The following is a 24,783-nucleotide window of genomic DNA, read 5'->3' as shown; positions in this document are numbered from 1 at the left end:
ACTTATATACATGCATATTCCTAAACTCTATAAAAGTGAGGATTTTGGTTTGCTAAAGGAGATTATCACTAATCATTCCTTTGGTCTTCTGATTTCTTCCAAAGAAAAACTGTTTGCCACCCATTCTATGTTTTTGATGAATGATACCAATGAAGATTTTATGCTGGAAACCCATATTTCTAAAGCTAATTTTCAGGCTAAAGCTCTGAAAGACGGGGATCAGGTATTATGTGATTTCCTTGGTGCACACACCTATATTTCATCCTCATGGTACGATCATATAAACGTTTCAACCTGGAATTATGAAGCAGTGCAGGTTCGCGGTACAATAAGAACAATGACCGATGAAGAGCTCTACAAACATCTGGAGAAACTGACAACTAAATATGAAAAATATCAGAAGTGCCCAATGTATGTTCAGAATATGGGGGATAACTTTGTAAGGAAAGAAATGAAAGGAGCTTCTGGTATAAATATTATTCCGGACGAAATTTTCATTAAAAGCAAACTCTCTCAGAATCGCAATAAAAAGAACCTTGATATGATTATCGAAAACCTACAGGATTCTGGTGACATCAATGCTAAGATTATAGCAGATAAAATGCTAAAAGTAGCGGCTGACAAAGATCAGGAAGTACAAAAAGATCAATAAGTGCCGATCATTTCCGGAAAAATTACTATCTTAACCCAAAAGATTCTTTATGAAACTATATCCTATAGAAACCGGAAATTTCAAATTGGACGGCGGTGCCATGTTTGGTGTGGTTCCGAAATCTATCTGGCAAAAAACAAACCCTGCGGACAGCAAAAATCTTATCGATCTTGGTATGCGTTGTCTGCTGATTGAGGACGGAAAAAACCTTATTCTTATTGATAATGGTCTTGGTAATAAGCAGGACGATAAATTCTTTGGGCATTACGACCTATGGGGAGATGCTACTTTAGATAAATCTTTGGCAAAATATGGTTTTGTTAAAGACGATATTACCGATGTTTTTCTTACCCATTTGCACTTCGACCACTGTGGAGGCTCTATAGAATGGAATGATGACAGAAGCGGTTATCGTACTGCATTTAAAAATGCCAGATACTGGAGTAATGAAAGCCACTGGGAATGGGCAACAGAACCTAATCCAAGAGAGAAAGCAAGCTTCCTGAAGGAAAACATTCTTCCTATCCAGGAAAGCGGCCAGCTTAATTTTGTGCCATTACCTACAACGGGTAACTATGGATTTGCACCTGACCTTAAAATGGATATTATTTTTGTGGACGGTCATACTGAAAAACAAATGTTACCGGTGATCAAATATCAGGAAAAAACAATTGTTTTCGCAGCAGACCTTATTCCTACTGTAGGCCATATTCCATTAGTATATGTAATGGGTTATGATACGCGTCCCCTTTTAACAGTATCTGAAAAAGAAAAATTCCTGAAGCAGGCTGTGGATAATGAATATATTCTCTTCTTCGAACACGATGCTCATAACGAGCTGGCAACATTAAAAATGACAGAAAAAGGGCCTCGTTTAGATGAAATTCATAAGTTCAATGATATATTCGGATACTAATAAATATGCATAAAATCATTGGCCTTACAGGTGGTATCGGTTCTGGAAAAACAACTGTAGCTCGTTTCATAGAAGAAATGGGATATCCTGTTTATAATTCTGATACAAAAGCAAAAGATCTGGTAAATGAAAATGATGATCTGAAAGCAGCTATTATTCAGCTATTAGGATCACAAGCTTATGATAAAAATGGGCTCTATGACCGAAAATATGTTGGCTCTGTAGTCTTCAGCAATGATGAATTACTAAAACAGCTGAACGCAATTATTCATCCTGCAGTTAACAAGGACTTTCATGACTGGGTAAAGAGACAATCCCGTGAAATTATTTTTAAAGAAACAGCGCTACTTTTTGAACTGAAATTAAACTTGCAGTGTGACAAAAGTCTGCTGGTAACAGCTGATGAAAGTATAAGAATAAAAAGGGTAATGGACAGGGATTCAAAAACCTATCGTGAAGTAGAAAAAGTAATAGATAATCAAATGCCGGAAAGAAAGAAAATACGGCTTGCAGATTACGTCATTGAAAATAATTCGGATATGCAGCACCTTCGTTTGAGTACCGAAAAAATTATGACATCTCTTATTAGCGATTTGCATAAAATTTAGAACTAAACCCTTTCTGTAAGGGTTTTCTAATTTTCATACATATAAAAAACTTTGGTAAAATAATATTGAATATTAAAAAATTCATATTATTTTTTTTATTATTTTTGGAAGCATTTTGTTTTAGCTCACAATTGATGAGTAGATTAAAATGTTTAAGTAATAAGTGATTGGAAGCCTCCTTTTCAGGAGGCTTTTTATGTTAAAACAGGTAAGCTATGCTCCACATAAAGCCAAGTTTGAACTTATTGGCATCGGTCCCGAATCCCGGAATTACCATTGGAGTTATATTCTCTTGTTTTGTTGTATAGATCATATATTTTGGCTGTACTTGCGCGTCTATATAGAAGTTGGAATGGAAAAGTTCTACCCTTCCTCCAATAGCTCCTTCCAGCCAATAAGCAGACTGAGATGATGTCGGGAATGAAGCATAAGAATCGTGTCCCTGATATCCTCTGGTTGGAACAGATCTCATTTCCTGCTGATAAAAAGATGCTGCCACTTTTCCGCCAGCATAAAATCCGTTTTGTTTATTTTCAGGGTCCGGGCTTAGCATGTATAATGTTCCAGCTTTAACGAACAATCCTTTTGCTGATACATCGTATCCGTTTTTGTCATACTTATTCTTTTCATAGCCTACATCAGCTACCAGGTGAAGCCTTGGTTGTATACGCGATGTAGCAAAAGCCTGGAATAATTTCTGATCAGTAAAAGCCATTAGTCCTAGGTGAAGTACATCTACTCCAATCATTACATTAGGCTTATATTTCCATTTTTTAGCAGCAAGGGTATCACTGCTTATCTTTTTCTTCTCCTGCGCAAAGCTTAGGGAAATAAAAAGACTAAAAATTAAAGTATAGAACAGTCTTAACTTCATTATGAATTTGATTAGAGTTAATGTCAACACTTTTCACCGGATTTAGTCCTTCAATAGGTGATACTGTAAGATTATCATACAATTTTCTTATTCCACAGCCTGGTGAAACATATTCTGAAGATTCAGTATACTTTACTTTGATTTTAGAGATTTCTGTTTTTGATTTTGGGTTGGTCTGAACCAGAATATCTGTAAAGCCGTCTCCGGTAACTTTCAGCGGTATCATTACTGAATCTACCGCTTTGGAGTTATTCGCTACCATTAGGGTATCTGTACCCCATAGTATACGGACTGTGAGGCTGTCCATTTTGGTAAGCTTACCATCTGCAGCTCTTTTAAACTTTACTTTCATCTTAGGAGAACCTCCCTCAGTACATATATCATCTTCCTGATTACAGGCTACTACAGCCAGCAACAAAGGAACAAAGCAAAATATAAACTTTATATACTTCATGATTTTTTAATAAGCAGTGCTATATTCTCTACGTGATGGGTCTGCGGGAACATGTCTACCGGCAAAACCTTCACTAAGTTATAATGTTCTTTTAACATAGCCAAATCTCTGGCCTGCGTTGCAGAATTACAGCTTACATATACAATTTTCTCCGGTGACAGATTAAGTATCTGTTCTACAACTTTAGCATGCATCCCGTCTCTTGGCGGGTCAGTAATTAAAACATCTGCTTTAGGGTGAGATTCCAAAAACTCCTGATTGAAGATATCTTTCATATCTCCACAGTAGAAAGTACAATTGGTAAGACCATTCAGTTCTGCATGCTCTTTAGCCGCATCTATAGCCTCCTGTACTGCTTCTATGCCTATTACTTGTTTTGCATTACGGGCAACATATTGTGCAATCGTACCCGTACCTGTGTAAAGATCGTATACAACTTCATCTCCTTTCAGATCAGCAAATTCGAGGGTTTTACGGTACAATTCCAAAGCCTGCTTATAGTTGGTCTGAAAAAATGATTTTGGTCCTATTTTAAATCTAAGTCCATCCATTTCTTCATACAAAAATCCTTCTCCGTAATAGGTTTGAATATCCAGATCATATATACTATCATTTCCTTTTGGATTAATTGCATAAAGTAATGTATGGATTTGCGGAAACTTCTGTAATAAGTAATCAAGAAGCTTTACACGCTCGGTTTCGTTCTCTTCAAAAAGCTGGAATAAAACCATCCATTCTCCTTTAGAGTTCTGACGCATCATTAACGTACGAAGAAAACCTTCCTGATTTCTTACATCAAAGAATTCAAGATTATTTTCCTCGGCATATTCTTTTACAGCAAGACGAATATTGTTGGACGGATCTTCTTGCAGGAAGCACTCCTTCAGATCCAGAATTTTGCTCCACTGTCCCGGGATATGAAATCCCAATGCATTCCTGTCGGCTATTTCTTCAGTAGAATTTACTTCTTCCAATGTAAGCCAACGTGCGTTAGAGAAAGAAAATTCCATTTTATTTCTATAAAAATACTGTTCAGCAGATCCTAGAATAGGCAGCGCTTCAAAACCTTCAATACCACCAATTCTACGAATGTTGTTCAGTACTTCATCCTCTTTAAACGCTAATTGCTTTTCGTAGCTAAGATTCTGCCATTTACATCCTCCACATACGCTGAAATGTATACATTTGGCATCTACCCTGTCAGGAGATTCCTCCAGAATCTCTATTGCTTCAGCTTCAATATAGTTCTTTTTCGACTTTTTCATACGAGCATTCACCAGATCTCCAGGTACAGCCCCACTCACCAAAATGGTTTTACCATCCTCTGTTTTACCAACAGAAACTCCTTTCGCACCGGCTGAAAGGAGTTTGATATTTTCAAGAATTACATTCTTCTTTTTTTTCTGCATCTTATATTATTTAGCTTTCGCCTCTGTCTTTACTTTTGCTGAATCCACAGGTGCTGGTGCAGGCTGCACTTGCATTTGTGGCGGAGTAATAACTGGTCCGGTAATTCCGGACACCTTATCTAAAGCAGTCTTGAAGTCTGGTTCCATCATACTCATGAAACTCTTGCTTGCTATTTTACCATCTTTATCTAAGATTAAAAAGCTTGGCAATTTAAATCCGTATAGTGCATATTTTTGTGCCATTTCAGATTTAAGACCTCCTTTTGCATATAGTTTCTGTCCTTCAGTTCCGTTTAGCATTGCTACAGCTGTTTTTTTGAATTGAGCTGCATTGTCATCCACATCAATAAATACGAAATTTACTTTACTCTTATAAGCATTAGTAACTTCCTTAAGCATTGGCACTACAGATTCTGCAATATATGGATTCCAAGAAGCGTAGAACATAATCAATGTCGGTTTTCCGTTGAATGATGATGAAGATACTTTTTTACCACTCACATCAATAAAGTCTACTGATGGTGCAGCTGTACCAACTTTAAGACCGTAAACAGCTTTTTCTACTTTTTCTAATCCCGCTTTAACTTCAGAATCTTTAATGTTATCATTTAATAACTTCATTAATTTTTCTGAGTTAGCTTGTTGTGGGTGCATATCCATACCTGCAACAAAAGAAATCAGGTAGTCTTTAACCAATTGAGAATAATCTTTTTTATCCTTGATATAGTTAATGAACACTTCAGTTGTAGTACCATCTGGCTTTTGGTTTTTCATAGCATAAGCCTGAAAATCCTGACCAAGAGTACTTAGCATATAACCTCTGTATGAAGGATACATTTTGATTTTAGCATCTTCATCTCCTTTTAATTCTTTCTGATAATCTTTTAGCTTCTGAGATGCTTTATAATCAGGTTTTCCTGTAACCTGTCCATGCAGCTCTATATATTTTCCAGAGAAAGAAAGAAGATTAACATCCAGTTCATCTTTTTTCCATTTTACTAAATCGCTATCAGCACCTGTAGACTTTGCAAGATTATCCATCTCTTTATTCAGGTCAGATCTGAATTTCTTCAATTGATCGATGAATTTAGCTTCATCCTGAGTGATAATATCTTGCTGAATTTTAGAAAAATAATTATCTAAATAAGTTTGTGTTTTTTGTAAAAACACATTATTTTTCGAATCTCCTTCAACAGTAAATACTTTTGGGAAACCAGCTGCGCTATTACCGGAAAGCCTTACATTCTCACCACCTTTTAAATAAACAGTACCATAGTTACCTCCGTAAGAAAGTGTATATACACCATTTTTAGGAATCTGGATCGTATCAGAGAAATTACCTTGTGCATCTACACCAAAGTTAGCGATAGGCAGTGTTGCAACACCTGACATGTCAACAATTTCTATCCTTTCCAATGGCGAGCCTCCGATAACTTTACCAGAGATAACAACTGTCTTTTTGTTTGAACAAGACACTATAAATAAAGTGCATAATACTATTAATAATAGTTTTTTCATCTCAAAATTTTAATAGAAGCAAAAATAACGTTTTTTCCATATATATCCCCGATTTTGTCATCTTTTAATATTATTTAACGCTTACTTTTGTTTTCACAGTGGCTTTAAGACCTAAAATAATTTTGTTTCACACAATATCATTGTATAAAACAACTAGTTCCAGATTTAAAATGATGTTATTCGACTTTATTATCAAAAAAAAACCGCTGAATCCAGCGGTTATATTTATACGAGGATGATAGTTACTCATTTCCTCCAACAGCTAAAGGCTGTTTTAATTTATTAAGTACAGTCTTGGAACTGAATAAAAATGATTAAAAAACGAAATTAAGGTTTACGAGGTATAACGCCGTCTATAACTTTGTCTATACCACCAATAATACCGTCACGAACTTTTTTCAGTTCTTGTTCGATTTTACTCAACTCTTTGTCAAGACCTCCAAAGATGTTACCTAGAAGCCCACCTCCAACTATACTGTTCAGTTCTTTAGAGGATAATTTTTTTCCGCCAAAATTCAATTTGGTCTCTAAATTTTTATTTTCCATATGTTTAGATTTGGTAATACTAATTTATAAATAAATATTTATTGTTATATATTAAATAATTAAAAAATATAAAATTTAACATTTCAATAATAAAAACATCACCATAAAGATCAGATTTACAAATAAAAAAAGCCGCTTATTCGCGGCTTTTATTTATAGAGAAGTTGTAATCTCAGTGATTAGCTGTTGTAAAGTTAGCACTTAGATATTCTCTGTTCATTCTTGCAATATTCTCCAAAGAGATACCTTTTGGACATTCAACCTCACAAGCACCTGTATTAGAACAGTTACCGAATCCTTCTTCGTCCATTTGTTTTACCATATGAAGCACTCTGCGCTTTGCCTCAACTCTACCTTGTGGCAATAATGCAAACTGAGAAACTTTAGCTCCTACAAATAACATTGCAGAACCATTTTTACAAGTTGCTACACAAGCTCCACATCCGATACACGCTGCAGCATCCATGGCCTTATCAGCATCTTCTTTTGGCACAGGAATATTGTTAGCGTCAGTTGTTCTACCTGAAGTATTCACAGAAATAAAACCACCGGCAGCCATCACTCTGTCAAATGCAGAACGGTCTACTACCAAGTCTTTGATCACTGGAAAGGCTGCACTTCTCCATGGCTCGATATGAATAGTCTCACCATCTTTGAAGTGACGCATATGCAACTGACAAGTAGTAATACCTGTATCAGGACCATGCGCTCTACCATTGATGTATAGAGAACACATACCACAGATACCCTCACGACAGTCGTGATCGAAAGCGATAGGGTCTTTTCCTTCGTTTATTAAATTTTCATTCAGAATATCTAACATTTCAAGGAATGAACTGTCTGTAGAAACATCTGATATTTTATAGGTTTCGAACTGACCCTTTGTCTTATTATTTTTTTGTCTCCAAATTTTCAGTGTAAGATTGAGACCTTTTTTTTCACTCATAACTTTTATTTTAAGGTTGGAGATTATTTGTAACTTCTTGTTTTAACTTCGATATTGTCGTAAACAAGATCTTCTTTGTGCATTACCTCGTGGTTGATGTCTGCTCCTTTGTATTCCCAGGCAGCAACATATTTGTAGTTCACGTCATCACGCTGAGCCTCACCATCTGGTGTAGAATACTCTTCACGGAAGTGACCTCCACAAGATTCATTTCTGTTTAGTGCATCAATTGCCATTAGCTGACCAAGCTCCAGAAAGTCTGCAACTCTGAAAGCTTTTTCCAATTCCGGATTCAGGTTATCTGCATCTCCCGGAACTCTTACGTTCTGCCAGAAATCTTTTCTTACCTCTTCAATTTCTTTAATCGCCTCCTGAAGCCCCTGAGCTGTACGTCCCATACCAACCTTATTCCACATAATGTGCCCTAATTGCTTATGGAAATGATCTACAGAATGTTTACCTTTATTGGTAAGGAAGAATTCAACCTTGTCTTTAATTTCCTTTTCAGCCTGATCAAATTCAGGTGTATTGGTTGGTATAGCACCAGTTCTGATATCTGCAGAAAGATAATTAGCGATTGTATATGGCAGTACAAAATAACCATCTGCAAGACCTTGCATTAGAGCAGAAGCTCCCAATCTATTAGCACCGTGATCAGAGAAGTTAGCCTCACCTATAACAAAACATCCAGGAATAGTAGACATCAGGTTATAATCTACCCATACTCCACCCATTGTATAGTGTACTGCTGGATATATCTTCATTGGAGTTTCGTATGGATTATCCGCAGTAATTTTCTCATACATCTGGAAAAGGTTTCCATATTTCTCTTCAACCCATGCTTTACCTAAAGAATAAATTTGCGCAGAAGAAGGATTGTGTATATTTTGTTCGGTTGCAGCTTCCTTACCTTTCTTCATAATCTCCGTAGAGAAATCTAAGTACACCCCTTCTTTAGTATCATTATTTTCGATACCGAAACCAGCATCACATCTTTCTTTAGCAGCACGTGAAGCAACGTCACGCGGTACTAAGTTACCGAACGCAGGATATCTTCTCTCCAAATAGTAGTCTCTATCTTCTTCAGCAATATCTTTTGCTTTTTTCTTTCCTTCACGGATAGCAATAGAATCTTCAATCTTTTTAGGCACCCAGATTCTTCCTGAGTTTCTTAGAGATTCAGACATCAACGTCAGTTTAGACTGCTGTGTTCCGTGTACCGGAATACAAGTAGGGTGAATCTGAACGTAGCAAGGATTTGCGAAGTAAGCACCTTTTTTGTGAATTTTCCATGCAGCAGAAACGTTAGATCCCATTGCATTTGTAGAAAGGAAGTAAACATTACCATAACCACCGGAAGCGATAACAACTGCGTGAGCAGAATGTCTTTCGATTTCTCCTGTCACAAGATTTCTTGCGATAATACCTCTTGCTTTTCCGTCTACAATAACAAGTTCCATCATCTCGTGACGGTTGTACATTTTAATACGACCTTTACCAATCTGACGGCTCATTGCTGCGTAAGCGCCTAGAAGAAGCTGCTGACCTGTTTGCCCTTTTGCATAGAAAGTTCTTTTTACCTGAACCCCACCAAAAGAACGGTTATCCAGCATACCACCGTATTCTCTACCAAACGGTACCCCTTGAGATACACACTGATCTATGATGTTACCAGAAACTTCAGCCAAACGATATACGTTAGCTTCTCTTGCACGGTAGTCACCACCTTTAATAGTATCATAAAACAAACGATAGACAGAGTCACCATCGTTTTGATAATTTTTTGCTGCGTTAATACCTCCCTGAGCCGCAATAGAGTGAGCTCTTCTTGGAGAATCCTGATAACAAAAAGCTTTTACATTATAGCCCTGTTCTGCCAAAGTTGCTGCCGCAGAACCTCCCGCAAGACCTGTTCCTACAACAATAATATCAATTTTATCCCTGTTGTTTGGCGCAACAAGTTCCATGTGATCTTTATGATTTTTCCATTTATCAGCCAATGGCCCTGCTGGAATTTTAGAATCTAAACCCATAATAATATTTATTGGTTATTGAGTTACATAATGAAAGATAGCAATAAAAATAAATCCTAAAGGAATGATTACTGAGTAAACATTTCCGATAGTTTTAATTGCTGGTAAATACTTTGGATGATTAGCCCCAACCGATTGGAAAGAAGACTGGAATCCATGAGATAAGTGAAGACCTAGTAATACAAATGAAACTACATAAAGCGCTACTCTCCACAGATCTGCAAATTTGTGATGAAGCTCTTCCCAGTAACGCGTAGGCTCTGGTGACAAATGCTTTACATATTTGAAATCCATTTCATGAATCCAAAAATCGTAAAGGTGTAATGCCAAGAAAGCTAAAATTACTGCTCCTGAAATAATCATATTTCTGGATACCCATGTAGCATTAGCTCCATTGTTGCTGTAACCGTATTTTACCGGACGTGCTTTGTTATTCTTCGCCTCAAGAATAAAGCCCATTACAAAGTGAAACACTACTGCAAACCCTAAAATAGGTTGCATTAAAAACTGTACAAGCGGGTTATATCCCATAAAATGAGACGCCTCATTAAAGGCATCCTGACTAAAAACCGAAATAAGGTTTACAGAAAGGTGCATAATAAGGAATATCAGCAAAAACATCGCTGATAAAGCCATAAGGAATTTTCTCCCGATTGATGAAGATGTCAATCCTGCCATAGTCTAATTATATTATTTTTCTAATTTCACAAAATTAACAATTCTTGTGCGTGTAGTAAATGAGATTCATCATTAAACCTTAGTTTATATTGAATCTAAATAATTAACATTATTTAACAGATTTTATCTCATTTCTATATTTCAACTTATCAAATTCCTTAGTGTTAAAATAAATCATTTCATAATTCTTAATTCTTCGGGAAACGATATAAGGCTTAACTAAGTAATTTTCAATCTTGTTTTTATCCAGATTATCAGCAAAAAAGAAGGTAACTTTAGCATTTTTTCTGACAGAAAAAATCTTCTGATTAAAATACTGATGACACAAAAATTCTTCTTTATAAAAAGCATGAATATTTAGCCCCAATCTCAACAAAAAGAAAAAACAAACTACAAAACCAAACTGAAGGACAACCTTATTCCTTCTTTCTTTTATCAAAAACCTCAGCAAATACAAAAGCACAAAAAGCAATATAACTTCAGGTAAAGATATTGGTATATCTTCAAAAAATAAAAAATCAGCCTGAGCAAAAAAATGAATGAGTTTTAGCAAATGAATAATCAGCTGATCATAAAGGAAATTAAACACAAAAATATCTCCAAAAAAATTTAATACGAGAACCATTAACAAGGAAAAGACAATAATAATTTCTGAGAGCGGAACTACAGCCAGATTTGCAACAACAGAAACTAAGGAAAACTGATGGAAATAGTACAAAATAAGTGGTAAGGTTATGAACTGCGCAGAAAGTGTAATACTGAATACCTGAAGAAAAAAATCATGAACACTATTTCGGGCTTTTGGCAAACAATTTAAAACAGGACGATTTAACCAATAAATTCCGAATACCGCCAGAAAGCTTAATTGAAAACCTATATCAAACAATTGCTGAGTATCTGCTATCAAAATTATCAGTCCAGACAATGCCATAGAGTGCAATAAATCTGGTTTTCGTTGTAAAAGTATCATGACATAATAAAACGTGAGCATGAGGCAGGATCTTACAACCGAACTTCCATAATCTATGAATACTGCAAAAACCCATATTAATATCAGACTTATTATGACAGCAATATTTTTGAATTTTAACGGAATACATCTTTTCAGAATAAACATTAATAACCAGAAAATAATCACCATATGAGTTCCGGATATTGCTAAAAAATGAACAAGACCTGTTTTAGTAAAATCAGCTGACACAACTGCATCCATATCAGTTCTATCCGCAAGGATTATACCTTTCAGAAAATCTCTGGACTCTGTGGAAAGTGCTGAATTATCAATACACTTTAAAAAATCAAGACGAATCTGTTTCACTTTATCTTCTAACAATGTATTTTTCGTCATGGCTACAGGCTCTTCTTTTGAATAGATCTGATAGGCCACATTATTCCGCAACATATATTTCTGATAATTGAACTGATAATCGTTCTGTGGAGGTTTAATTTTATTGATGTAGTAAATTCCTGAATAAGTATGCATAAAATCTAATCCATTCTTATCTTTCTTCAGGCTATAGACAGCATAAAAAGGTTGCACCAACTTCTCTTTTCCGCCGATTGCAGATACATATATAATATAGCGTCTGTTTTCTTCCGTGCTATTAAGCTTTTTTATAATCTGAAAATTGATAGCAAGTTTATCCTTAAAGTCAGAAATGCTTTTATCCGGAGTATTAAAAGAATGTGAGAGCTGTCCCAGAAAAATAAAGAATAGTATAAATGTTATAACTTTTCCCTTTTTAAAGCAAAAAGAAGTCAATACACAAGCTACAACAACAAGCATAAAGAATCCTGCAGCACTTTTGTCTGCAGAAAATTCATCTCCGACGAAAATTCCAATTGAGAAAGAAATGAAAAGACAGAAAACTGGCTGCTTTTTCATTAACAATCATTTTAATTAAACTTAGTTTCAATACATATCAATCTTAAATTTAATTAAAAAAATAAAACAAAAAGAAATTTATATAGAAAAATAAAACTATTTAACAATTATACTTGCCGCCTCATTTGAAGCTCCAGCACCACCAAGCCTCTCTCGAAGGATATAATACTCATCCAGAATCCGTTCTCTGTTTACTCCCGAAAGAATTAAAGATAATTCTTTTTTTAAATTATCTGTGGTCAGCTCTTTCTGAATCAACTCTTTTACTACTTCTTTATCCATAATAAGGTTAACCAGGCAAATATATTTTATATGCTTTACAAGTCGCTTAGCTATTTCATAAGAAATCTGGCTTCCACGATAGCATACAACCTCCGGAACATTTAGTAATGCTGTTTCCAATGTTGCAGTCCCGGAAGTTACCAAAGCTGCTTTGGAAGACCTTAGAAGATCATAAGTCTTATTGGAAACGAAATGAACCTGATCGTCCACATACTGCTCATAGAATTCTTTTTCCAACGAAGGTGCTCCTGCAATCACAAACTGATGGTCCGGAAAGAAAGGCCTGACAGAAAGCATAATTTCTAACATCTTCTCTACCTCTTGCTTACGACTACCTGGTAATAATGCAATGATCTCTTTATCTGTAAGGTTATTTTCAGTCCTGAATTTTTGTGTATCCAAATCTGGTAGATTATGTATAGCATCTAGTAGTGGATGCCCAACAAAATGAGCGTCTATCTGATGTTTTTTATAAAAATCTTTTTCAAAAGGCAGAATCACCAGCATGTCGTCCACATACTTCTTAATAATCTCAACGCGCCCTTCCTTCCATGCCCACAATTGTGGTGAGATATAATAAACAACTCTTATTCCAAGTGATTTAGCAAACTTTGCAATTCGTAAATTAAATCCCGGATAATCTATCAGTACCAAAACATCGGGTTTGTAGTCCTGAATATCTTTTTTACACAGCTTTATATTCCCCAGTATTGTTCCAAGATTCTGAATGACCTCAGCAAATCCCATAAATGCCAGATCGCGGTAATGCTTTACTAATGTTCCGCCTTGTACTTCCATTAAGTTTCCGCCCCAGAACCTAAATTCTGCGTCAGCGTCTTTCTTTTTAATGGACTTCATAAGATTTGAACCGTGTAAATCTCCGGAAGCCTCTCCAGCAATAAGGTAATATTTCAAAGGTAATCAGCTATTAGATGTTATTCATTCAGATATCCATTCTGTAAGCATACTTCATACTTAATTGACAGTATCTAAATCTGGTATTATTTTCTTCTAAATTAATTTGACTTAATTTTGTGTAAAGATAAAAATAAAAAATGTCAGAAGAATTTGAAATTCGCAATAAAGTAGCTGAGAACACTAGTCTGGTTAATTTTGACCTGGCAAGCCTGCAACCCAAAGGAAAAAGAATCGGAATCGATATAAAAGACTTCCTTTTTCAGGAGCTTATTTTGAGGGAAAAGGATTTTCGCCAAATGATTTCAGATCTGGATACAGAACCATATAAAGACTGTTATGTATACATCTACTGTTCTGTAGATGCTATTGTTCCGCTATGGGCTTACTTCCTTCTTGGAGACAAATTAATGTTTTCTGCTAAAAAAGTAGTCTATGGCTCGCAAAAGGAACTGGAATTACTTCTTTTCCATGATGCGATTCAGGAACATGACTTTTCCGAAATGCAGGACAAAAGAGTTTTGGTAAAAGGATGCTCTGATTTCAGCATCCCGGAAAATGCTTACGTAGAATTGGTAGAAAAGCTTCGCCCTATTGTAAAGTCCTTGATGTTTGGGGAAGCTTGCAGTAATGTTCCGATTTTCAAAAAATAAATGCCAAACTCCTATTATTTTTTTTTTAAATTCGTTGGGTAAACAACAAAATAAAAACACTATGAGTTTATTAGACCTTATTACAGGTAACACCGGCAACCAGGTTGCTGAACAAGCTGAAAATAAAATGGGAATCAGCAAAAGTCAGATTATTGCACTATTGGCAGTAGCCGCTCCTTTAGTAATATCTTATCTTAGAAACAAATCTAAAAATGCAGCTGATGCTGAGGCTCTAAATAATGCACTAGACAAAGATCATGATGGCAGCATTTTAAATGATCCTAGTCAGGCTCTAAACAGACAAGACGAAGGTGGCTCTATTCTGAATCATGTTTTTGGAAGTGACAAACAAAATGTTGAAAACCAGCTTTCTCAAAGCACAGGAATCTCTATGGACAAAATTGGTCCGGCATTAGCAATGCTTGCACCAATTATTATGGGATATATCGGACAACAAAAACAAGCTAACAATACAGGAGCTGGTGGCCTTGGCGATTTATTAGGAGGCATTATGGGAAATGCAACTAACGAAGCACAAGCTTCTTCCGGAAACCCAATCACTGATCTTTTAGGAAGTGTTTTAGGTGGAGGTAACCAACAACAGGGACAAAGTGGTGGTCTTGGAGGACTTCTAGGAGGCTTATTCGGTAAGTAATTATTGTTAACCACATATACAAAACCGGGACTTTGTTCCGGTTTTTTTATTTACACTAAATCTTGTTTTTATTTTTAAATAAAAAAAATTATCGCAATACAATAAAAATTTATACATTTGCGATATAATTAAAATATTAAACATGAAAATTATAGGTGAAAATTCACTGGCAAAATATTTAAGCTATTTGTTTCTGGTACTTTTTCTATTTATTGCCTTCCATGTCATTTATGAACTTCTAGGATTTGCTATTACTTATATCAACCTAAAGACAAATAATAACTTTTTGTCGGAAACTTTTTATGTTGGACATTCTATTGATTGGGGTGGAAAAGCTGTCACCAATCCCAACCATCTATTTTTCAGATTCAAATACCCTTTCTCAGATCAACAAATGCTTACAGGAAACTATACTCTTGGTATATTTTTCAATCATACCATTGTTGGAATTTTCTGGAGCACATTTCTATTATATGGTTACAAGATTTCAAAGGCACTGAGTAAAGAAGATATATTCAGTAAAGAAATTATCAGATTACTAAAGAGACTTTACATCTCAATATTTATTTTCGTTCCCCTGTATATCATTAATTGGGTAATTATATCTAAGATACCCTTTAGTGGCTCACTTTTCTTTTCAAGTTTCACGTACATATTCATTGCTATTATTGCAGCATTTACTGCTGAATTCTTTAAAAAAGGATATAAACTTCAATCTGAAAACGATTTAACAATCTAAATACACCAAAACATAAAATCATGAAAATTATTGGTAAAAATTCATTAGCCAGATATATCAACTGGGGCATTACATTTATCTTCTTTTTATTTTTTATACACCTTATTTATTTCTTATTAGGCTATACCATCTGTTATTATAATAACACTAGTGACAGCAAGATTATGGCTAGTACTTTTTCTACCGGAATAAAGTTATATACCGGAATACAAGAGAATACTTTCAGCATAAAATATCCTTTTATCGATTTAAACTTTTTTAGTGGTGTGTTTTCTTCCCGTTTATTTTTTGAAGGTTTAATTGGCTTTGCTGGTTTTGCATTTTATTTTTACTGTCTGAAAAAAATATTTGGAGCATTAAGCAGCGAGAATATTTTCAGCCTGAATCTTTTAAAATGGACAAGATTATTTCTTGGCTTTAACATTATTCTTGGACTCATTTATACTTTTTTCTTTGGAGAGGTCAAGCTTAATGAAGTTACAAAAATAATTTCCCATCTAATACCTTTCCTGTTTGTATTTTTCATCACCTTGTTTGCTTATGCATTTTTCAAAAAGGGTTACGATTTACAATCTGAAAATAAATTAACTATTTAGACTATGCCTATCATAATTAATGTAGATGTAATGCTTGCAAAGCGTAAAATGCAGTCTCAGGAACTTGCAGAAAAAATAGGCATTACACAGGCCAATCTTTCTATCCTGAAAACAGGAAAAGCCAAGGCTATAAAACTGTCAACTCTGGAAGCTTTATGTAAAGCCTTGAATTGTCAGCCTGGAGACCTTTTAGAATATACAGAAGACTAAAATCAATAAATATTATTATGAAAAAACTATTAGCTCTGGCGGCTTGCCTATTCCTGAGCTGGAATACTTATGCCCAAAATCAAATTAACCCTCCATTAAATCTTAGCTTTGAAGAGACCGAAAACAGTCTTCCCAAGGGATGGTATATTTCTGGAAGCCCTTCATATAAGGTAAGCATAGACACCAAAAATGTTCAGAACGGCAAGAATGCTTTACTCATTGAAGGCAATGGAGGATACAAAATCATAACTTTAGGACTACCACATAACTATACCGGAAAAAAAATTACTTTCTCCGGATATATTAAAACTGAAAATATTTCAGATGGACAAGCTGCTCTCTGGATGCGTATAGATCCGAAAATAGCTTTTGACAATATGCAGGACAGGGGTATAAAAGGAACAACCGACTGGCAAAAAGCAGAAATTACACTTTCTTTAAATCCCGACGCAACAGACCAGATCCTCATTGGCGCAATGCTATCAGGGAGTGGTAAAATGTGGATTGATAACTTTAAAGTAACAATTGACGGAACAGATATTAAGGATGCAAAATTTATTATTAAAACTGTTGATCAGAAAGAAGCATTAGATACGCTTAATAGTATCATAGAAGCCACTAAAAACAATAGTATATATAAAAACAATGTTAATTGGAACGAACTTATACCAGAAGTTCAGAAAGCACTAAACCCAAATGCTAACAATGTATTTAATGCTGTAAAGCCTGCCGTAGCACTAATGCTGGGCAAATTAAATGATAATCATTCTTTTCTGAAATCTAAAAACGCATCGGTTGGCCGTTTAAATCCGGTAAATCTGTACAGCAGAGTCAATCAGGAGACAATGGAGGCACTCAATACATCTAAAGGCACTATTAATATTCAAAAATTAGAAAAAAAGATTGGTTATATCTCTATTCCGGGAATGAGTACTTCTCAGAAAGATGGAGAACGAGAAGAACAGGTTAAGAAACTAGGCCAAGCCTTACGGGATTCTCTTTGCAAACTGAATCTAAAAGATTTAAAAGGAATTATTATAGATCTGCGGTTAAATACGGGTGGCAATATGTATCCAATGATTTCGGGGATTGCGCCTTTATTAGGAAACGGGAAAGCCGGCTCTTTCGTAGACAATGGCAAAATACTCAACTCATGGTTTATTAAGGACAGAAGCTTACTGGTAAATGACAATGCATACATTACATTACAAAACAATTGTAACCCTGGCAAAAATATTAAAATAGCATTACTAATTGGCCCTGCAACTGCCAGCTCCGGAGAAGCAACTGCAATATCCTTCATTGGTAAAAAGAATGTAAAACTAATCGGAGAAAAAACAACAGGACTGGTTTCTGCAAATAACAGCATCAAAATCTCAGAAGACCTTTATTATTTATTGTCCAGTTCTTATGAAGCAGACAGAAACAATAAGGAATATAAAGAAAGTATTCCACCAGATGTAGAAATAATTGGCGGAGATAACTTCAAAGACCTCTCAAACGATAAGAAAATCCTCGCAGCGCTTCAATGGATCAAGCAATAATAAAAAAGCCTTTTGGAAGTAAAATTCTAAAAGGCTTTTTCTTTAAATTCCGTATCTTTGCACCTGAAAAATTCTACCAGGCTAATTACCTGAATGAAACAAAAAAATCAAATTTTAAATACAATAAAATGTTCCGAACGCACACCAACGGAGAATTATCTCTGAAGAATCTAAACGAAGAAGTAACACTTTCAGGATGGGTACAAACTATCCGTGATAAAGGTTTTATGATTTGGATAGATTTACGAGATCGTTACGGAATAACACAGCTGGTTTTCGATCAGGATCGCTCTTCTGCTGCATTACTGGAAGAAGCAAAAAAACTAGGCCGTGAATTTGTAATTCAGGTTAACGGAAAAGTAATTGAAAGAGCTAGTAAAAACCCTAAAATACCAACCGGAGAAATTGAAATTCTGGTTGAAAAATTAACTATTCTGAACAATTCCGAACTACCTCCTTTCACTATTGAAGATGAAACAGATGGCGGTGAAGAACTTAGAATGAAGTACCGCTACCTGGATATCAGAAGAAATCCGGTGAAAGATAAGTTAATCTTCCGTCACAAAATAGCTCAGAAGGTAAGAAACTATCTTTCTGACCAAGGATTTATTGAAGTAGAAACACCGGTTCTTATCAAATCCACACCTGAAGGTGCCAGAGACTTTGTTGTACCTAGCAGAATGAACCCGGGCCAGTTTTATGCACTGCCACAATCTCCGCAGACTTTCAAACAATTATTGATGGTTGGCGGAATGGATAAATACTTCCAGATTGTAAAATGCTTCCGTGACGAGGATCTAAGAGCCGACAGACAGCCGGAGTTTACTCAGATAGACTGTGAAATGGCTTTCGTAGAGCAGGAAGACATTATGAATATATTCGAAGGTCTTACTCAGAACTTATTGAAAGACATTGCAGGTCAGGAGTTTGGAAAGTTCCCGAGAATGACTTTTGCAGAGGCTATGAAAAAATATGGTAATGACAAACCGGATATTCGTTTCGGAATGGAATTCCATGAACTGAATGACCTTGTAAAAGGTAAAGATTTCAAAATCTTTGACGAAGCAGAATTGGTTGTTGGTATCAATGTAGAAGGTTGTGCAGAGTATACGAGAAAACAAATCGACGAATTAACCGATTGGGTAAAACGTCCACAGATAGGTGCTACAGGTATGGTATGGATAAAATATCAGGCCGATGGTGTTGTAACTTCTTCTGTTAACAAGTTCTATAATGAAGACGATTTAAAGAAAATCGCAGAAGAATTTGGTGCTAAGCCAGGTGACCTAATCCTTGTACTTTCCGGAAACGAGAATAAAGTAAGAGCACAGCTATCTGCACTAAGAATGGAATTGGGTAACCGCCTTGGACTAAGAAAAGGAAATGAATTCGCTCCGCTTTGGGTTATTGACTTCCCGCTTTTGGAATGGGATGAAGATACACAGAGATACCACGCAATGCACCACCCTTTTACTTCTCCTAAGCCGGAAGACGTCCACTTACTGGAAAATGAAGCAGGAAAAGCAAGAGCTAATGCTTATGACTTAGTTATCAACGGTAACGAAATCGGCGGTGGATCTATCAGAATCTTTGATAAAGATCTTCAGGCTCAGATGTTCAGCCTTCTTGGGTTCACACCGGAAGAAGCAGAAGCACAGTTTGGCTTCTTGATGAATGCCTTCAAATACGGAGCACCTCCACACGGCGGTTTGGCTTTCGGATTTGACAGACTTGTAGCTGTATTAGATGGAAATGAAGTTATCAGAGATTATATCGCCTTCCCTAAAAATAACAGTGGCCGAGATGTAATGATCGACGCTCCGGCATCCATTGCCAATGAGCAGCTCGATGAGTTAGCACTTACAATTAACATTAACGAATAAAAATAGAAGCGGGATACTCTCCCGCTTTTTGTTAAATTTGAAATACGAATAAAAAAGTAAAAAATGAATCTTACCTCCCGAATTGCCAATTACGAATTTGAAAATCCATTCATGAACGCTTCCGGCGTAATGTGTTATGACGAAATGGAACTGGATCAGTTACTAAGATCTTCTGCAGGTGCTTTTGTAACTAAAAGTGCTACACCAGATTTCAGAGAAGGGAATCCAAGCCCAAGATATGTAGATGTGCCTTTAGGAAGCATCAACTCCATGGGATTGCCTAATAAAGGTTTTGACTTTTATCTGGATTTCTCTCTTAACTTTCAGAATGAAAATCCGGGAAAAATCAATTTCATCTCAATTGCAGGAATGTCTATGGAAGACAACCTGGAGATGCTACAGAAAATAAATGATTCCGATTTCAAAGGAATTACTGAATTAAATCTTTCTTGTCCTAATGTACCCGGGAAACCACAGGTAGGATATGATTTCGAAAGAACTGAAGAGGTTCTAACCAAAGCTTTCGAATTCTTCCAGAAACCAATTGGTGTAAAACTTCCGCCATACTTCGATATTGCGCATTTCGATCAGATGGCTGAAATTCTAAATAAATTCCCACTTCAGTACGTTAACTGCATCAACTCTATCGGAAACGGACTTTATATAGATGTAGATCACGAAGAAGTTGTAATTAAGCCAAAAGACGGATTCGGAGGGATTGGAGGCGCTTATGTAAAACCAACTGCACTGGCTAACGTAAGAGCTTTCTACACAAGACTAAACAGTGATATCGCTGTAATCGGATGCGGAGGAGTAGAAAACGGAAAGGATGCTTTTGAACATCTGCTTTGTGGAGCACAAATGGTACAGGTTGGCACCCAGCTGATGAAAGAAGGTACTGGCGCTTTCGACAGAATACTGGAAGAGCTGAAAGCAATTATGCAGGAGAAAGGCTATACCAGCATAGAAGACTTCAGAGGTAAGCTGAAAAGTTTATAATCAGTTACAATATAACAAAAACGCCGCAGATAAATATCTGCGGCGTTTTTATATCTGTAAAGAAAAATTATTTAGTTTCTGTTTCGTCTGTAACATTTTCTTTTTCCTCTTTCGCTACTTCTTTTACTTTATTTTCTTTTGGAGCTTCTTTAGCAGCAGGTGCTTTTTTATCTCCAAAACGAGCTTCAGTAAATTCTCTGGAAATTGCAGCTCTTTCAAACTTTAATTTACCCGACATTGTTTCGATGATCACCCCGTCTTCCATTACATTTACAATCTTACCGTGCATTCCTGAAGTTGTAACAACTCTGGTCCCCGGCTTTATAGTTTCCTGGAAGTTCTTTTCCTGTTTTTGTTTTTTCATTTGCGGACGCAGCATTAGGAAATAGAATCCAACCAGCATTACAGCCATCATGATGAACATCATAGAACCACCACCTTGCTGTTGCGCCTGTAAAAAAATTGTTAGCATATTATGGGTTTAATAGATTAATAAAAAATTATTTGTTTAGAACATTAGCTGAAAAGTTAAGTACCACCGGAGACTTTTCCGTGTTAGTATACACCTCAGCATATTTGTTTTGTAATCCTTCGAAAGAACTTGAATCGAATTTAAGCGTTACTTTTCCTTTTTGTCCCGGAAGAATAGGGTCTTTAGTATACTCCGGAACAGTACAGCCACATCCAGGCTTTACTGTAGAAATTACCAAAGGCTTATCTCCTGTATTAGTCACAGTATAAGTATGCTCTACATGATCCCCCTTCTTAACATCCCCAAAGTTGAAATTATTTTCTGAAATTGCCAAAGTTGTTAATGGAAGCTTCTTAGCTTCTGCAACTATATCCGCCTGTGTCTGCTCAGCAGCAAGAGGTTGCAATCCCGATGTACTCAAAGCTGACTGATCTTCTGAAACAACCAGTTTTTTTTCTTCTTTTTTACATGCTACCACAGCCATGGCAGAAAAAGAAATCATCAGTAGGTAGGTAAGTCTTTTCATGTGAAAGGTATTATTTTATTCTATATTCTCGAATTGTCTTTGGCATACTTATCCAGGATACCATTAATAAATACATTAGATTTGTCAGAAGAGTATACTTTTGCAATCTCTATATATTCGTTTATAATAATTGAAGAAGGAGTCAATTTAAATTCATCCATTTCGCTAAGCGCAGTAATAAGGATTACTTTGTCCATTAAAGAAACTCTTTCCAGATCCCAGTTCTGAAGTCTTTCTTCTAGTTTCTTTTCAGTATTATCCCAGTTAAGTGCAGTCTGAGCTAATAATGTTTTAGCAAAGCTTTCATCATCATAATTTTTAATAATCTTGATAAGGGTATGCGTCTCCTGCTCTGCTTTCATAAATCCAATTGTTTTCTGGATTAATGAATTTGCAATATGAATATCATCTGCCCATGCCATTTCTTTTCCTTCTAAGAAATCATGAAGATCTTCATTTTCCGCAATATAACGAAGAAAAAGTTTTCCAATGAATTTTTGATCATCTTCAAAGCTATTATCAGCCGATTCCATATAATCTTTATATCGTTTTCCGGCTTTTATTCTCTGGTAGGTTTTCACAACAAGATCGTCATTAGTGTCCCACATCAGCTGTTTGTTGTTTGCTGTATACTCTCCTCTTTCATCGTTTTCAATGATTTGAAGCAATATCTTATTTTCAACAAACTTCAGATTGGGATTAGCTTCCTCTTCAGATTTGATGTATTTTCTTTTTCCGATTTCAATTTGCTCTTCAGCTAATTGATGAATTGCGACCAAAAAGTTAAGCTCATAGACATATAAGTCATAGATTTTGCTTATTTCTTTCATCATATTTTTCAGAACTACATCGACACTTTTAGGGTTTTGCTGATATGCATAAAGCGTTTGCACTACTTTTTCGCGGAGCTGTCTTCTTCCTACCATTTCAAAGAACTTAAATTTAAGGCACAAATTTACGCATTTCTCTTTGCATAAAAAACCTTAATTTTGTCATTCGTAACGGAACGTTTTTAAATAAACAAAATTCAGAAGTTGAAAGCACTAAAAACACTTAATCCCTATTTCTACAAACATCGTGTATTACTGGCTTGGGGATTACTTTTCATTATACTCAGCAATTTTTTTGCTATTTATAAAGTACAATTTATCGGAAAATCCGTCAATGTCATTCAAGAAGTACTGACCAACAAACATATATCGAAAGATTCTTTGTTCAAGGCTTTACTTATTAATGCAGCTATTATTGTCGGCAGTTCTGTATTATCCGGCTTCTTTACATTCATGATGAGGCAGACTATTATCGTAGCCTCCCGTAGAATCGAATATGAGCTGAAAAATAAAATTTACACTCATTATCAGAATCTCTCTCTGACTATTTTCAAAAATACGACCATCGGAGATTTAATGAACCGACTGAGTGAAGATGTTGTGGCTATACGTATGTACCTTGGCCCTGGTGTAATGTATGTGGTAAACTTATCGGTATTACTGATTATTACAACCACTTATATGCTGCTTACTGATGTACGTATGACGATATGGACACTAATCCCACTTCCTATATTATCTTTTGTTATATATAAGGTAAGTTCTATCATCAACAAAAAGTCCAAAGTAATGCAGAAAAGTCAGTCTGCAATTTCGACTTTTGTTCAGGATAGTTTCTCGGGAATCCGTGTCGTAAAGTTCTTTAACAAGGAAAAGTATATTGAAAAGAACTACAACAATAAGGTTGGAGATTATATGGTAAAAGCTTTGGATCTGGCAAAGACTGAAGCCTACTTTTTTACCATTATTCTTTTTGTTATCGGACTCCTGAATGTTGCCATCCTTTATATTGGTGGGGAACAATACATCAGTGGAAAGACATCTGTCGGGACTATTGCAGACTTCTTCATGTACATCAACATTCTGATCTGGCCTTTCAGTATGGTCGGCTGGGTAACGTCTGTTAATCAGCGTGCGGAGGCTTCCATGCAACGTGTCAATGAGTTCCTGGATATGAAGTCTGAAATCAGAAACAGCAATCACGATCTTTATAACATTACTGGTGATATTGAATTCCGTAATGTAAGCTATACTTATCCTAACACCGGCATTCAGGCTTTAAAGAATGTAAGTTTCAAAGTTAAAGCCGGAGAATCTTTAGCCATTATGGGTAAAACCGGAAGTGGTAAATCTACTATTGCATTACTCTTATGCCGCTTACTAGATCCGGACAGTGGAGAAATTCTGATAGACGGTAAAAATCTAAAAGAGCACAACCTTGGCGTTTATCGCGAAAATATAGGTTTCATTCCTCAGGAAAGTTATCTGTTTTCTGATACTATTGAGAATAACATCGGATTTGCAATAGACAATCCTACAAAAGCTTTAGTCGAAGAATTTGCTAAGGTAGCTGATGTACACAAAAACATCGTTGGTTTTAAAGACCAATATAATACGATGGTTGGGGAAAGAGGTGTAATGCTGTCTGGTGGACAAAAACAAAGAATAAGCATCGCCAGAGCATTGATTAAAAAACCTAAAATCCTGATTTTTGACGACAGCCTTTCTGCACTAGATACAGAAACAGAGGAAAATATCTTACGAAATATTGAAAAGGAAATTAAACAAACAACGTCCATAATCATCACTCACCGTGAATCCAGCGCCAAAAATGCGCATGCAATTCTTCATCTAAATGATGGCGTAATTACTGATTTCGTACGTGTTCAATAAATTTTCATTACTGATAACAAGGTAATTAACAATATTTAATAAAAATTCTTTGATATTCAGAATATTC

At 35.7% G+C, this 24,783-nt stretch carries 25 protein-coding genes; 12 read left to right on the top strand and 13 right to left on the bottom strand.

Annotation, left to right across the window (positions count from 1 at the left end; all coding sequences use genetic code 11):
• Nucleotides 1–10: 10 nt before the first annotated feature.
• From BAZ10_RS10005 to coaE, 3 genes are read left to right on the top strand one after another with little or no spacing between them, the layout of a single operon-like run.
• Nucleotides 11–652, top strand: coding sequence for an FMN-binding negative transcriptional regulator (locus BAZ10_RS10005; RefSeq protein ID WP_078771942.1), 642 nt, complete (start codon nt 11–13; stop codon nt 650–652).
• A gap of 49 nt (nt 653–701) precedes the next feature.
• On the top strand, nt 702–1,568 hold the full coding sequence (locus BAZ10_RS10000) for an MBL fold metallo-hydrolase (protein ID WP_034867882.1): 867 nt from the start codon (nt 702–704) through the stop codon (nt 1,566–1,568).
• Between the two features lie 5 nt (nt 1,569–1,573).
• Nucleotides 1,574–2,176 carry a dephospho-CoA kinase gene (coaE, locus tag BAZ10_RS09995; RefSeq protein WP_078771941.1) on the top strand — a complete coding sequence of 201 codons (603 nt, stop codon included), beginning with the start codon at nt 1,574–1,576 and terminating at the stop codon, nt 2,174–2,176.
• A gap of 199 nt (nt 2,177–2,375) precedes the next feature.
• Here the strand turns inward: coaE and BAZ10_RS09990 are convergent, their stop codons facing one another.
• The 10 genes from BAZ10_RS09990 to lpxB all read right to left on the bottom strand — a co-directional run bounded on the left by BAZ10_RS09990 (nt 2,376) and on the right by lpxB (nt 13,716).
• Entirely contained in the window at nt 2,376–3,050 is a 675-nt protein-coding gene (locus BAZ10_RS09990; protein WP_078771940.1) for a DUF6048 family protein, read from the bottom strand.
• Nucleotides 3,016–3,504 (bottom strand): DUF6452 family protein, encoded by a 489-nt coding sequence (locus BAZ10_RS09985; RefSeq protein ID WP_078771939.1) that lies wholly within the window; start codon nt 3,502–3,504, stop codon nt 3,016–3,018. The genes BAZ10_RS09990 and BAZ10_RS09985 overlap by 35 nt, the downstream gene beginning before the upstream one ends.
• Complete coding sequence (rlmD, locus tag BAZ10_RS09980; protein ID WP_078771938.1) at nt 3,501–4,913, bottom strand: 23S rRNA (uracil(1939)-C(5))-methyltransferase RlmD; 1,413 nt, start codon at nt 4,911–4,913, stop codon at nt 3,501–3,503. The genes BAZ10_RS09985 and rlmD overlap by 4 nt, the downstream gene beginning before the upstream one ends.
• A 6-nt stretch (nt 4,914–4,919) precedes the next feature.
• Nucleotides 4,920–6,431, bottom strand: coding sequence for a TlpA family protein disulfide reductase (locus tag BAZ10_RS09975; RefSeq protein WP_078771937.1), 1,512 nt, complete (start codon nt 6,429–6,431; stop codon nt 4,920–4,922).
• Nucleotides 6,432–6,758: 327 nt separating this feature from the next.
• Nucleotides 6,759–6,977 carry a hypothetical protein gene (locus tag BAZ10_RS09970; RefSeq protein ID WP_078771936.1) on the bottom strand — a complete coding sequence of 73 codons (219 nt, stop codon included), beginning with the start codon at nt 6,975–6,977 and terminating at the stop codon, nt 6,759–6,761.
• Between the two features lie 172 nt (nt 6,978–7,149).
• Nucleotides 7,150–7,923, bottom strand: a complete 774-nt coding sequence (locus tag BAZ10_RS09965; RefSeq protein WP_034867900.1) for a succinate dehydrogenase/fumarate reductase iron-sulfur subunit — start codon at nt 7,921–7,923, stop codon at nt 7,150–7,152.
• Between the two features lie 23 nt (nt 7,924–7,946).
• On the bottom strand, nt 7,947–9,956 hold the full coding sequence (locus BAZ10_RS09960; RefSeq protein WP_078771935.1) for a fumarate reductase/succinate dehydrogenase flavoprotein subunit: 2,010 nt from the start codon (nt 9,954–9,956) through the stop codon (nt 7,947–7,949).
• 15 nt (nt 9,957–9,971) lie between these two features.
• A complete protein-coding gene (locus tag BAZ10_RS09955) occupies nt 9,972–10,634 on the bottom strand; it encodes a succinate dehydrogenase cytochrome b subunit (protein ID WP_078771934.1) in 663 nt (220 codons plus the stop codon).
• A gap of 109 nt (nt 10,635–10,743) precedes the next feature.
• Nucleotides 10,744–12,519, bottom strand: coding sequence for a ComEC/Rec2 family competence protein (locus tag BAZ10_RS09950; protein ID WP_078771933.1), 1,776 nt, complete (start codon nt 12,517–12,519; stop codon nt 10,744–10,746).
• Between the two features lie 96 nt (nt 12,520–12,615).
• Complete coding sequence (gene lpxB / locus BAZ10_RS09945) at nt 12,616–13,716, bottom strand: lipid-A-disaccharide synthase (RefSeq protein ID WP_078771932.1); 1,101 nt, start codon at nt 13,714–13,716, stop codon at nt 12,616–12,618.
• 140 nt (nt 13,717–13,856) lie between these two features.
• On the opposite strand from lpxB, the gene BAZ10_RS09940 reads away from it, so the two are divergent.
• The 8 genes from BAZ10_RS09940 (at nt 13,857) to BAZ10_RS09905 (ending at nt 20,995) form a co-directional block, all read left to right on the top strand.
• Nucleotides 13,857–14,369 (top strand): DUF2480 family protein, encoded by a 513-nt coding sequence (locus BAZ10_RS09940; protein ID WP_078771931.1) that lies wholly within the window; start codon nt 13,857–13,859, stop codon nt 14,367–14,369.
• The gene (locus BAZ10_RS09935; RefSeq protein ID WP_260262807.1) at nt 14,347–15,024 is read left to right on the top strand and encodes a DUF937 domain-containing protein; all 678 of its coding nucleotides are present in this window, start codon (nt 14,347–14,349) and stop codon (nt 15,022–15,024) included. The genes BAZ10_RS09940 and BAZ10_RS09935 overlap by 23 nt, the downstream gene beginning before the upstream one ends.
• 142 nt (nt 15,025–15,166) lie before the next feature.
• A complete protein-coding gene (locus BAZ10_RS09930; protein WP_078771930.1) occupies nt 15,167–15,763 on the top strand; it encodes a DUF2975 domain-containing protein in 597 nt (198 codons plus the stop codon).
• Nucleotides 15,764–15,783: 20 nt separating this feature from the next.
• Entirely contained in the window at nt 15,784–16,359 is a 576-nt protein-coding gene (locus tag BAZ10_RS09925; RefSeq protein ID WP_078771929.1) for a DUF2975 domain-containing protein, read from the top strand.
• Between the two features lie 3 nt (nt 16,360–16,362).
• Nucleotides 16,363–16,569, top strand: a complete 207-nt coding sequence (locus BAZ10_RS09920; protein ID WP_078771928.1) for a helix-turn-helix domain-containing protein — start codon at nt 16,363–16,365, stop codon at nt 16,567–16,569.
• A gap of 17 nt (nt 16,570–16,586) precedes the next feature.
• Nucleotides 16,587–18,113: a S41 family peptidase gene (locus BAZ10_RS09915; protein WP_078771927.1), complete on the top strand. Its 1,527-nt coding sequence runs from the start codon at nt 16,587–16,589 to the stop codon at nt 18,111–18,113.
• Between the two features lie 128 nt (nt 18,114–18,241).
• Nucleotides 18,242–19,996, top strand: coding sequence for an aspartate--tRNA ligase (aspS, locus tag BAZ10_RS09910; protein WP_078772044.1), 1,755 nt, complete (start codon nt 18,242–18,244; stop codon nt 19,994–19,996).
• A gap of 63 nt (nt 19,997–20,059) precedes the next feature.
• Nucleotides 20,060–20,995: a dihydroorotate oxidase gene (locus tag BAZ10_RS09905; protein ID WP_059156721.1), complete on the top strand. Its 936-nt coding sequence runs from the start codon at nt 20,060–20,062 to the stop codon at nt 20,993–20,995.
• 67 nt (nt 20,996–21,062) lie between these two features.
• Here BAZ10_RS09905 and yajC read toward each other — a convergent pair whose 3' ends face one another.
• From yajC to BAZ10_RS09890, 3 genes are read right to left on the bottom strand one after another with little or no spacing between them, the layout of a single operon-like run.
• Entirely contained in the window at nt 21,063–21,467 is a 405-nt protein-coding gene (gene yajC, locus BAZ10_RS09900; RefSeq protein ID WP_078771926.1) for a preprotein translocase subunit YajC, read from the bottom strand.
• Between the two features lie 28 nt (nt 21,468–21,495).
• Nucleotides 21,496–21,993, bottom strand: coding sequence for a DUF1573 domain-containing protein (locus BAZ10_RS09895; protein WP_078771925.1), 498 nt, complete (start codon nt 21,991–21,993; stop codon nt 21,496–21,498).
• A gap of 20 nt (nt 21,994–22,013) precedes the next feature.
• On the bottom strand, nt 22,014–22,919 hold the full coding sequence (locus tag BAZ10_RS09890) for a transcription antitermination factor NusB (RefSeq protein WP_078771924.1): 906 nt from the start codon (nt 22,917–22,919) through the stop codon (nt 22,014–22,016).
• Nucleotides 22,920–23,027: 108 nt separating this feature from the next.
• Between BAZ10_RS09890 and BAZ10_RS09885 the strand changes: the two genes are divergently transcribed.
• A complete protein-coding gene (locus BAZ10_RS09885) occupies nt 23,028–24,716 on the top strand; it encodes an ABC transporter ATP-binding protein (protein WP_078403344.1) in 1,689 nt (562 codons plus the stop codon).
• Nucleotides 24,717–24,783 lie beyond the last annotated feature (67 nt).

This window comes from Elizabethkingia occulta, from assembly GCF_002023715.1.
Taxonomy (GTDB): Bacteria; Bacteroidota; Bacteroidia; order Flavobacteriales; family Weeksellaceae; genus Elizabethkingia; species Elizabethkingia occulta.
This window is presented reverse-complemented; position numbering and strand designations above follow the sequence as displayed.

Excerpts from the sequence above, each read along its gene's own strand:
- BAZ10_RS10005 (WP_078771942.1), top strand. The coding sequence starts at position 11 with ATGCATATTCCTAAACTCTATAAAAGTGAGGATTTTGGTTTGCTAAAG.
- yajC (WP_078771926.1), bottom strand. The coding sequence starts at position 21,467 with ATGCTAACAATTTTTTTACAGGCGCAACAGCAAGGTGGTGGTTCTATG.
- BAZ10_RS09990 (WP_078771940.1), bottom strand. The coding sequence starts at position 3,050 with ATGAAGTTAAGACTGTTCTATACTTTAATTTTTAGTCTTTTTATTTCC.
- rlmD (WP_078771938.1), bottom strand. The coding sequence starts at position 4,913 with ATGCAGAAAAAAAAGAAGAATGTAATTCTTGAAAATATCAAACTCCTT.
- BAZ10_RS09930 (WP_078771930.1), top strand. The coding sequence starts at position 15,167 with ATGAAAATTATAGGTGAAAATTCACTGGCAAAATATTTAAGCTATTTG.
- coaE (WP_078771941.1), top strand. The coding sequence starts at position 1,574 with ATGCATAAAATCATTGGCCTTACAGGTGGTATCGGTTCTGGAAAAACA.
- BAZ10_RS09985 (WP_078771939.1), bottom strand. The coding sequence starts at position 3,504 with ATGAAGTATATAAAGTTTATATTTTGCTTTGTTCCTTTGTTGCTGGCT.
- BAZ10_RS09970 (WP_078771936.1), bottom strand. The coding sequence starts at position 6,977 with ATGGAAAATAAAAATTTAGAGACCAAATTGAATTTTGGCGGAAAAAAA.
- BAZ10_RS09895 (WP_078771925.1), bottom strand. The coding sequence starts at position 21,993 with ATGAAAAGACTTACCTACCTACTGATGATTTCTTTTTCTGCCATGGCT.
- BAZ10_RS09915 (WP_078771927.1), top strand. The coding sequence starts at position 16,587 with ATGAAAAAACTATTAGCTCTGGCGGCTTGCCTATTCCTGAGCTGGAAT.
- BAZ10_RS09960 (WP_078771935.1), bottom strand. The coding sequence starts at position 9,956 with ATGGGTTTAGATTCTAAAATTCCAGCAGGGCCATTGGCTGATAAATGG.
- aspS (WP_078772044.1), top strand. The coding sequence starts at position 18,242 with ATGTTCCGAACGCACACCAACGGAGAATTATCTCTGAAGAATCTAAAC.
- BAZ10_RS09905 (WP_059156721.1), top strand. The coding sequence starts at position 20,060 with ATGAATCTTACCTCCCGAATTGCCAATTACGAATTTGAAAATCCATTC.
- BAZ10_RS09890 (WP_078771924.1), bottom strand. The coding sequence starts at position 22,919 with ATGGTAGGAAGAAGACAGCTCCGCGAAAAAGTAGTGCAAACGCTTTAT.
- BAZ10_RS09975 (WP_078771937.1), bottom strand. The coding sequence starts at position 6,431 with ATGAAAAAACTATTATTAATAGTATTATGCACTTTATTTATAGTGTCT.
- BAZ10_RS09920 (WP_078771928.1), top strand. The coding sequence starts at position 16,363 with ATGCCTATCATAATTAATGTAGATGTAATGCTTGCAAAGCGTAAAATG.
- BAZ10_RS09925 (WP_078771929.1), top strand. The coding sequence starts at position 15,784 with ATGAAAATTATTGGTAAAAATTCATTAGCCAGATATATCAACTGGGGC.
- BAZ10_RS09940 (WP_078771931.1), top strand. The coding sequence starts at position 13,857 with ATGTCAGAAGAATTTGAAATTCGCAATAAAGTAGCTGAGAACACTAGT.
- BAZ10_RS09935 (WP_260262807.1), top strand. The coding sequence starts at position 14,347 with ATGTTCCGATTTTCAAAAAATAAATGCCAAACTCCTATTATTTTTTTT.
- BAZ10_RS09955 (WP_078771934.1), bottom strand. The coding sequence starts at position 10,634 with ATGGCAGGATTGACATCTTCATCAATCGGGAGAAAATTCCTTATGGCT.
- BAZ10_RS10000 (WP_034867882.1), top strand. The coding sequence starts at position 702 with ATGAAACTATATCCTATAGAAACCGGAAATTTCAAATTGGACGGCGGT.
- BAZ10_RS09950 (WP_078771933.1), bottom strand. The coding sequence starts at position 12,519 with ATGAAAAAGCAGCCAGTTTTCTGTCTTTTCATTTCTTTCTCAATTGGA.
- BAZ10_RS09965 (WP_034867900.1), bottom strand. The coding sequence starts at position 7,923 with ATGAGTGAAAAAAAAGGTCTCAATCTTACACTGAAAATTTGGAGACAA.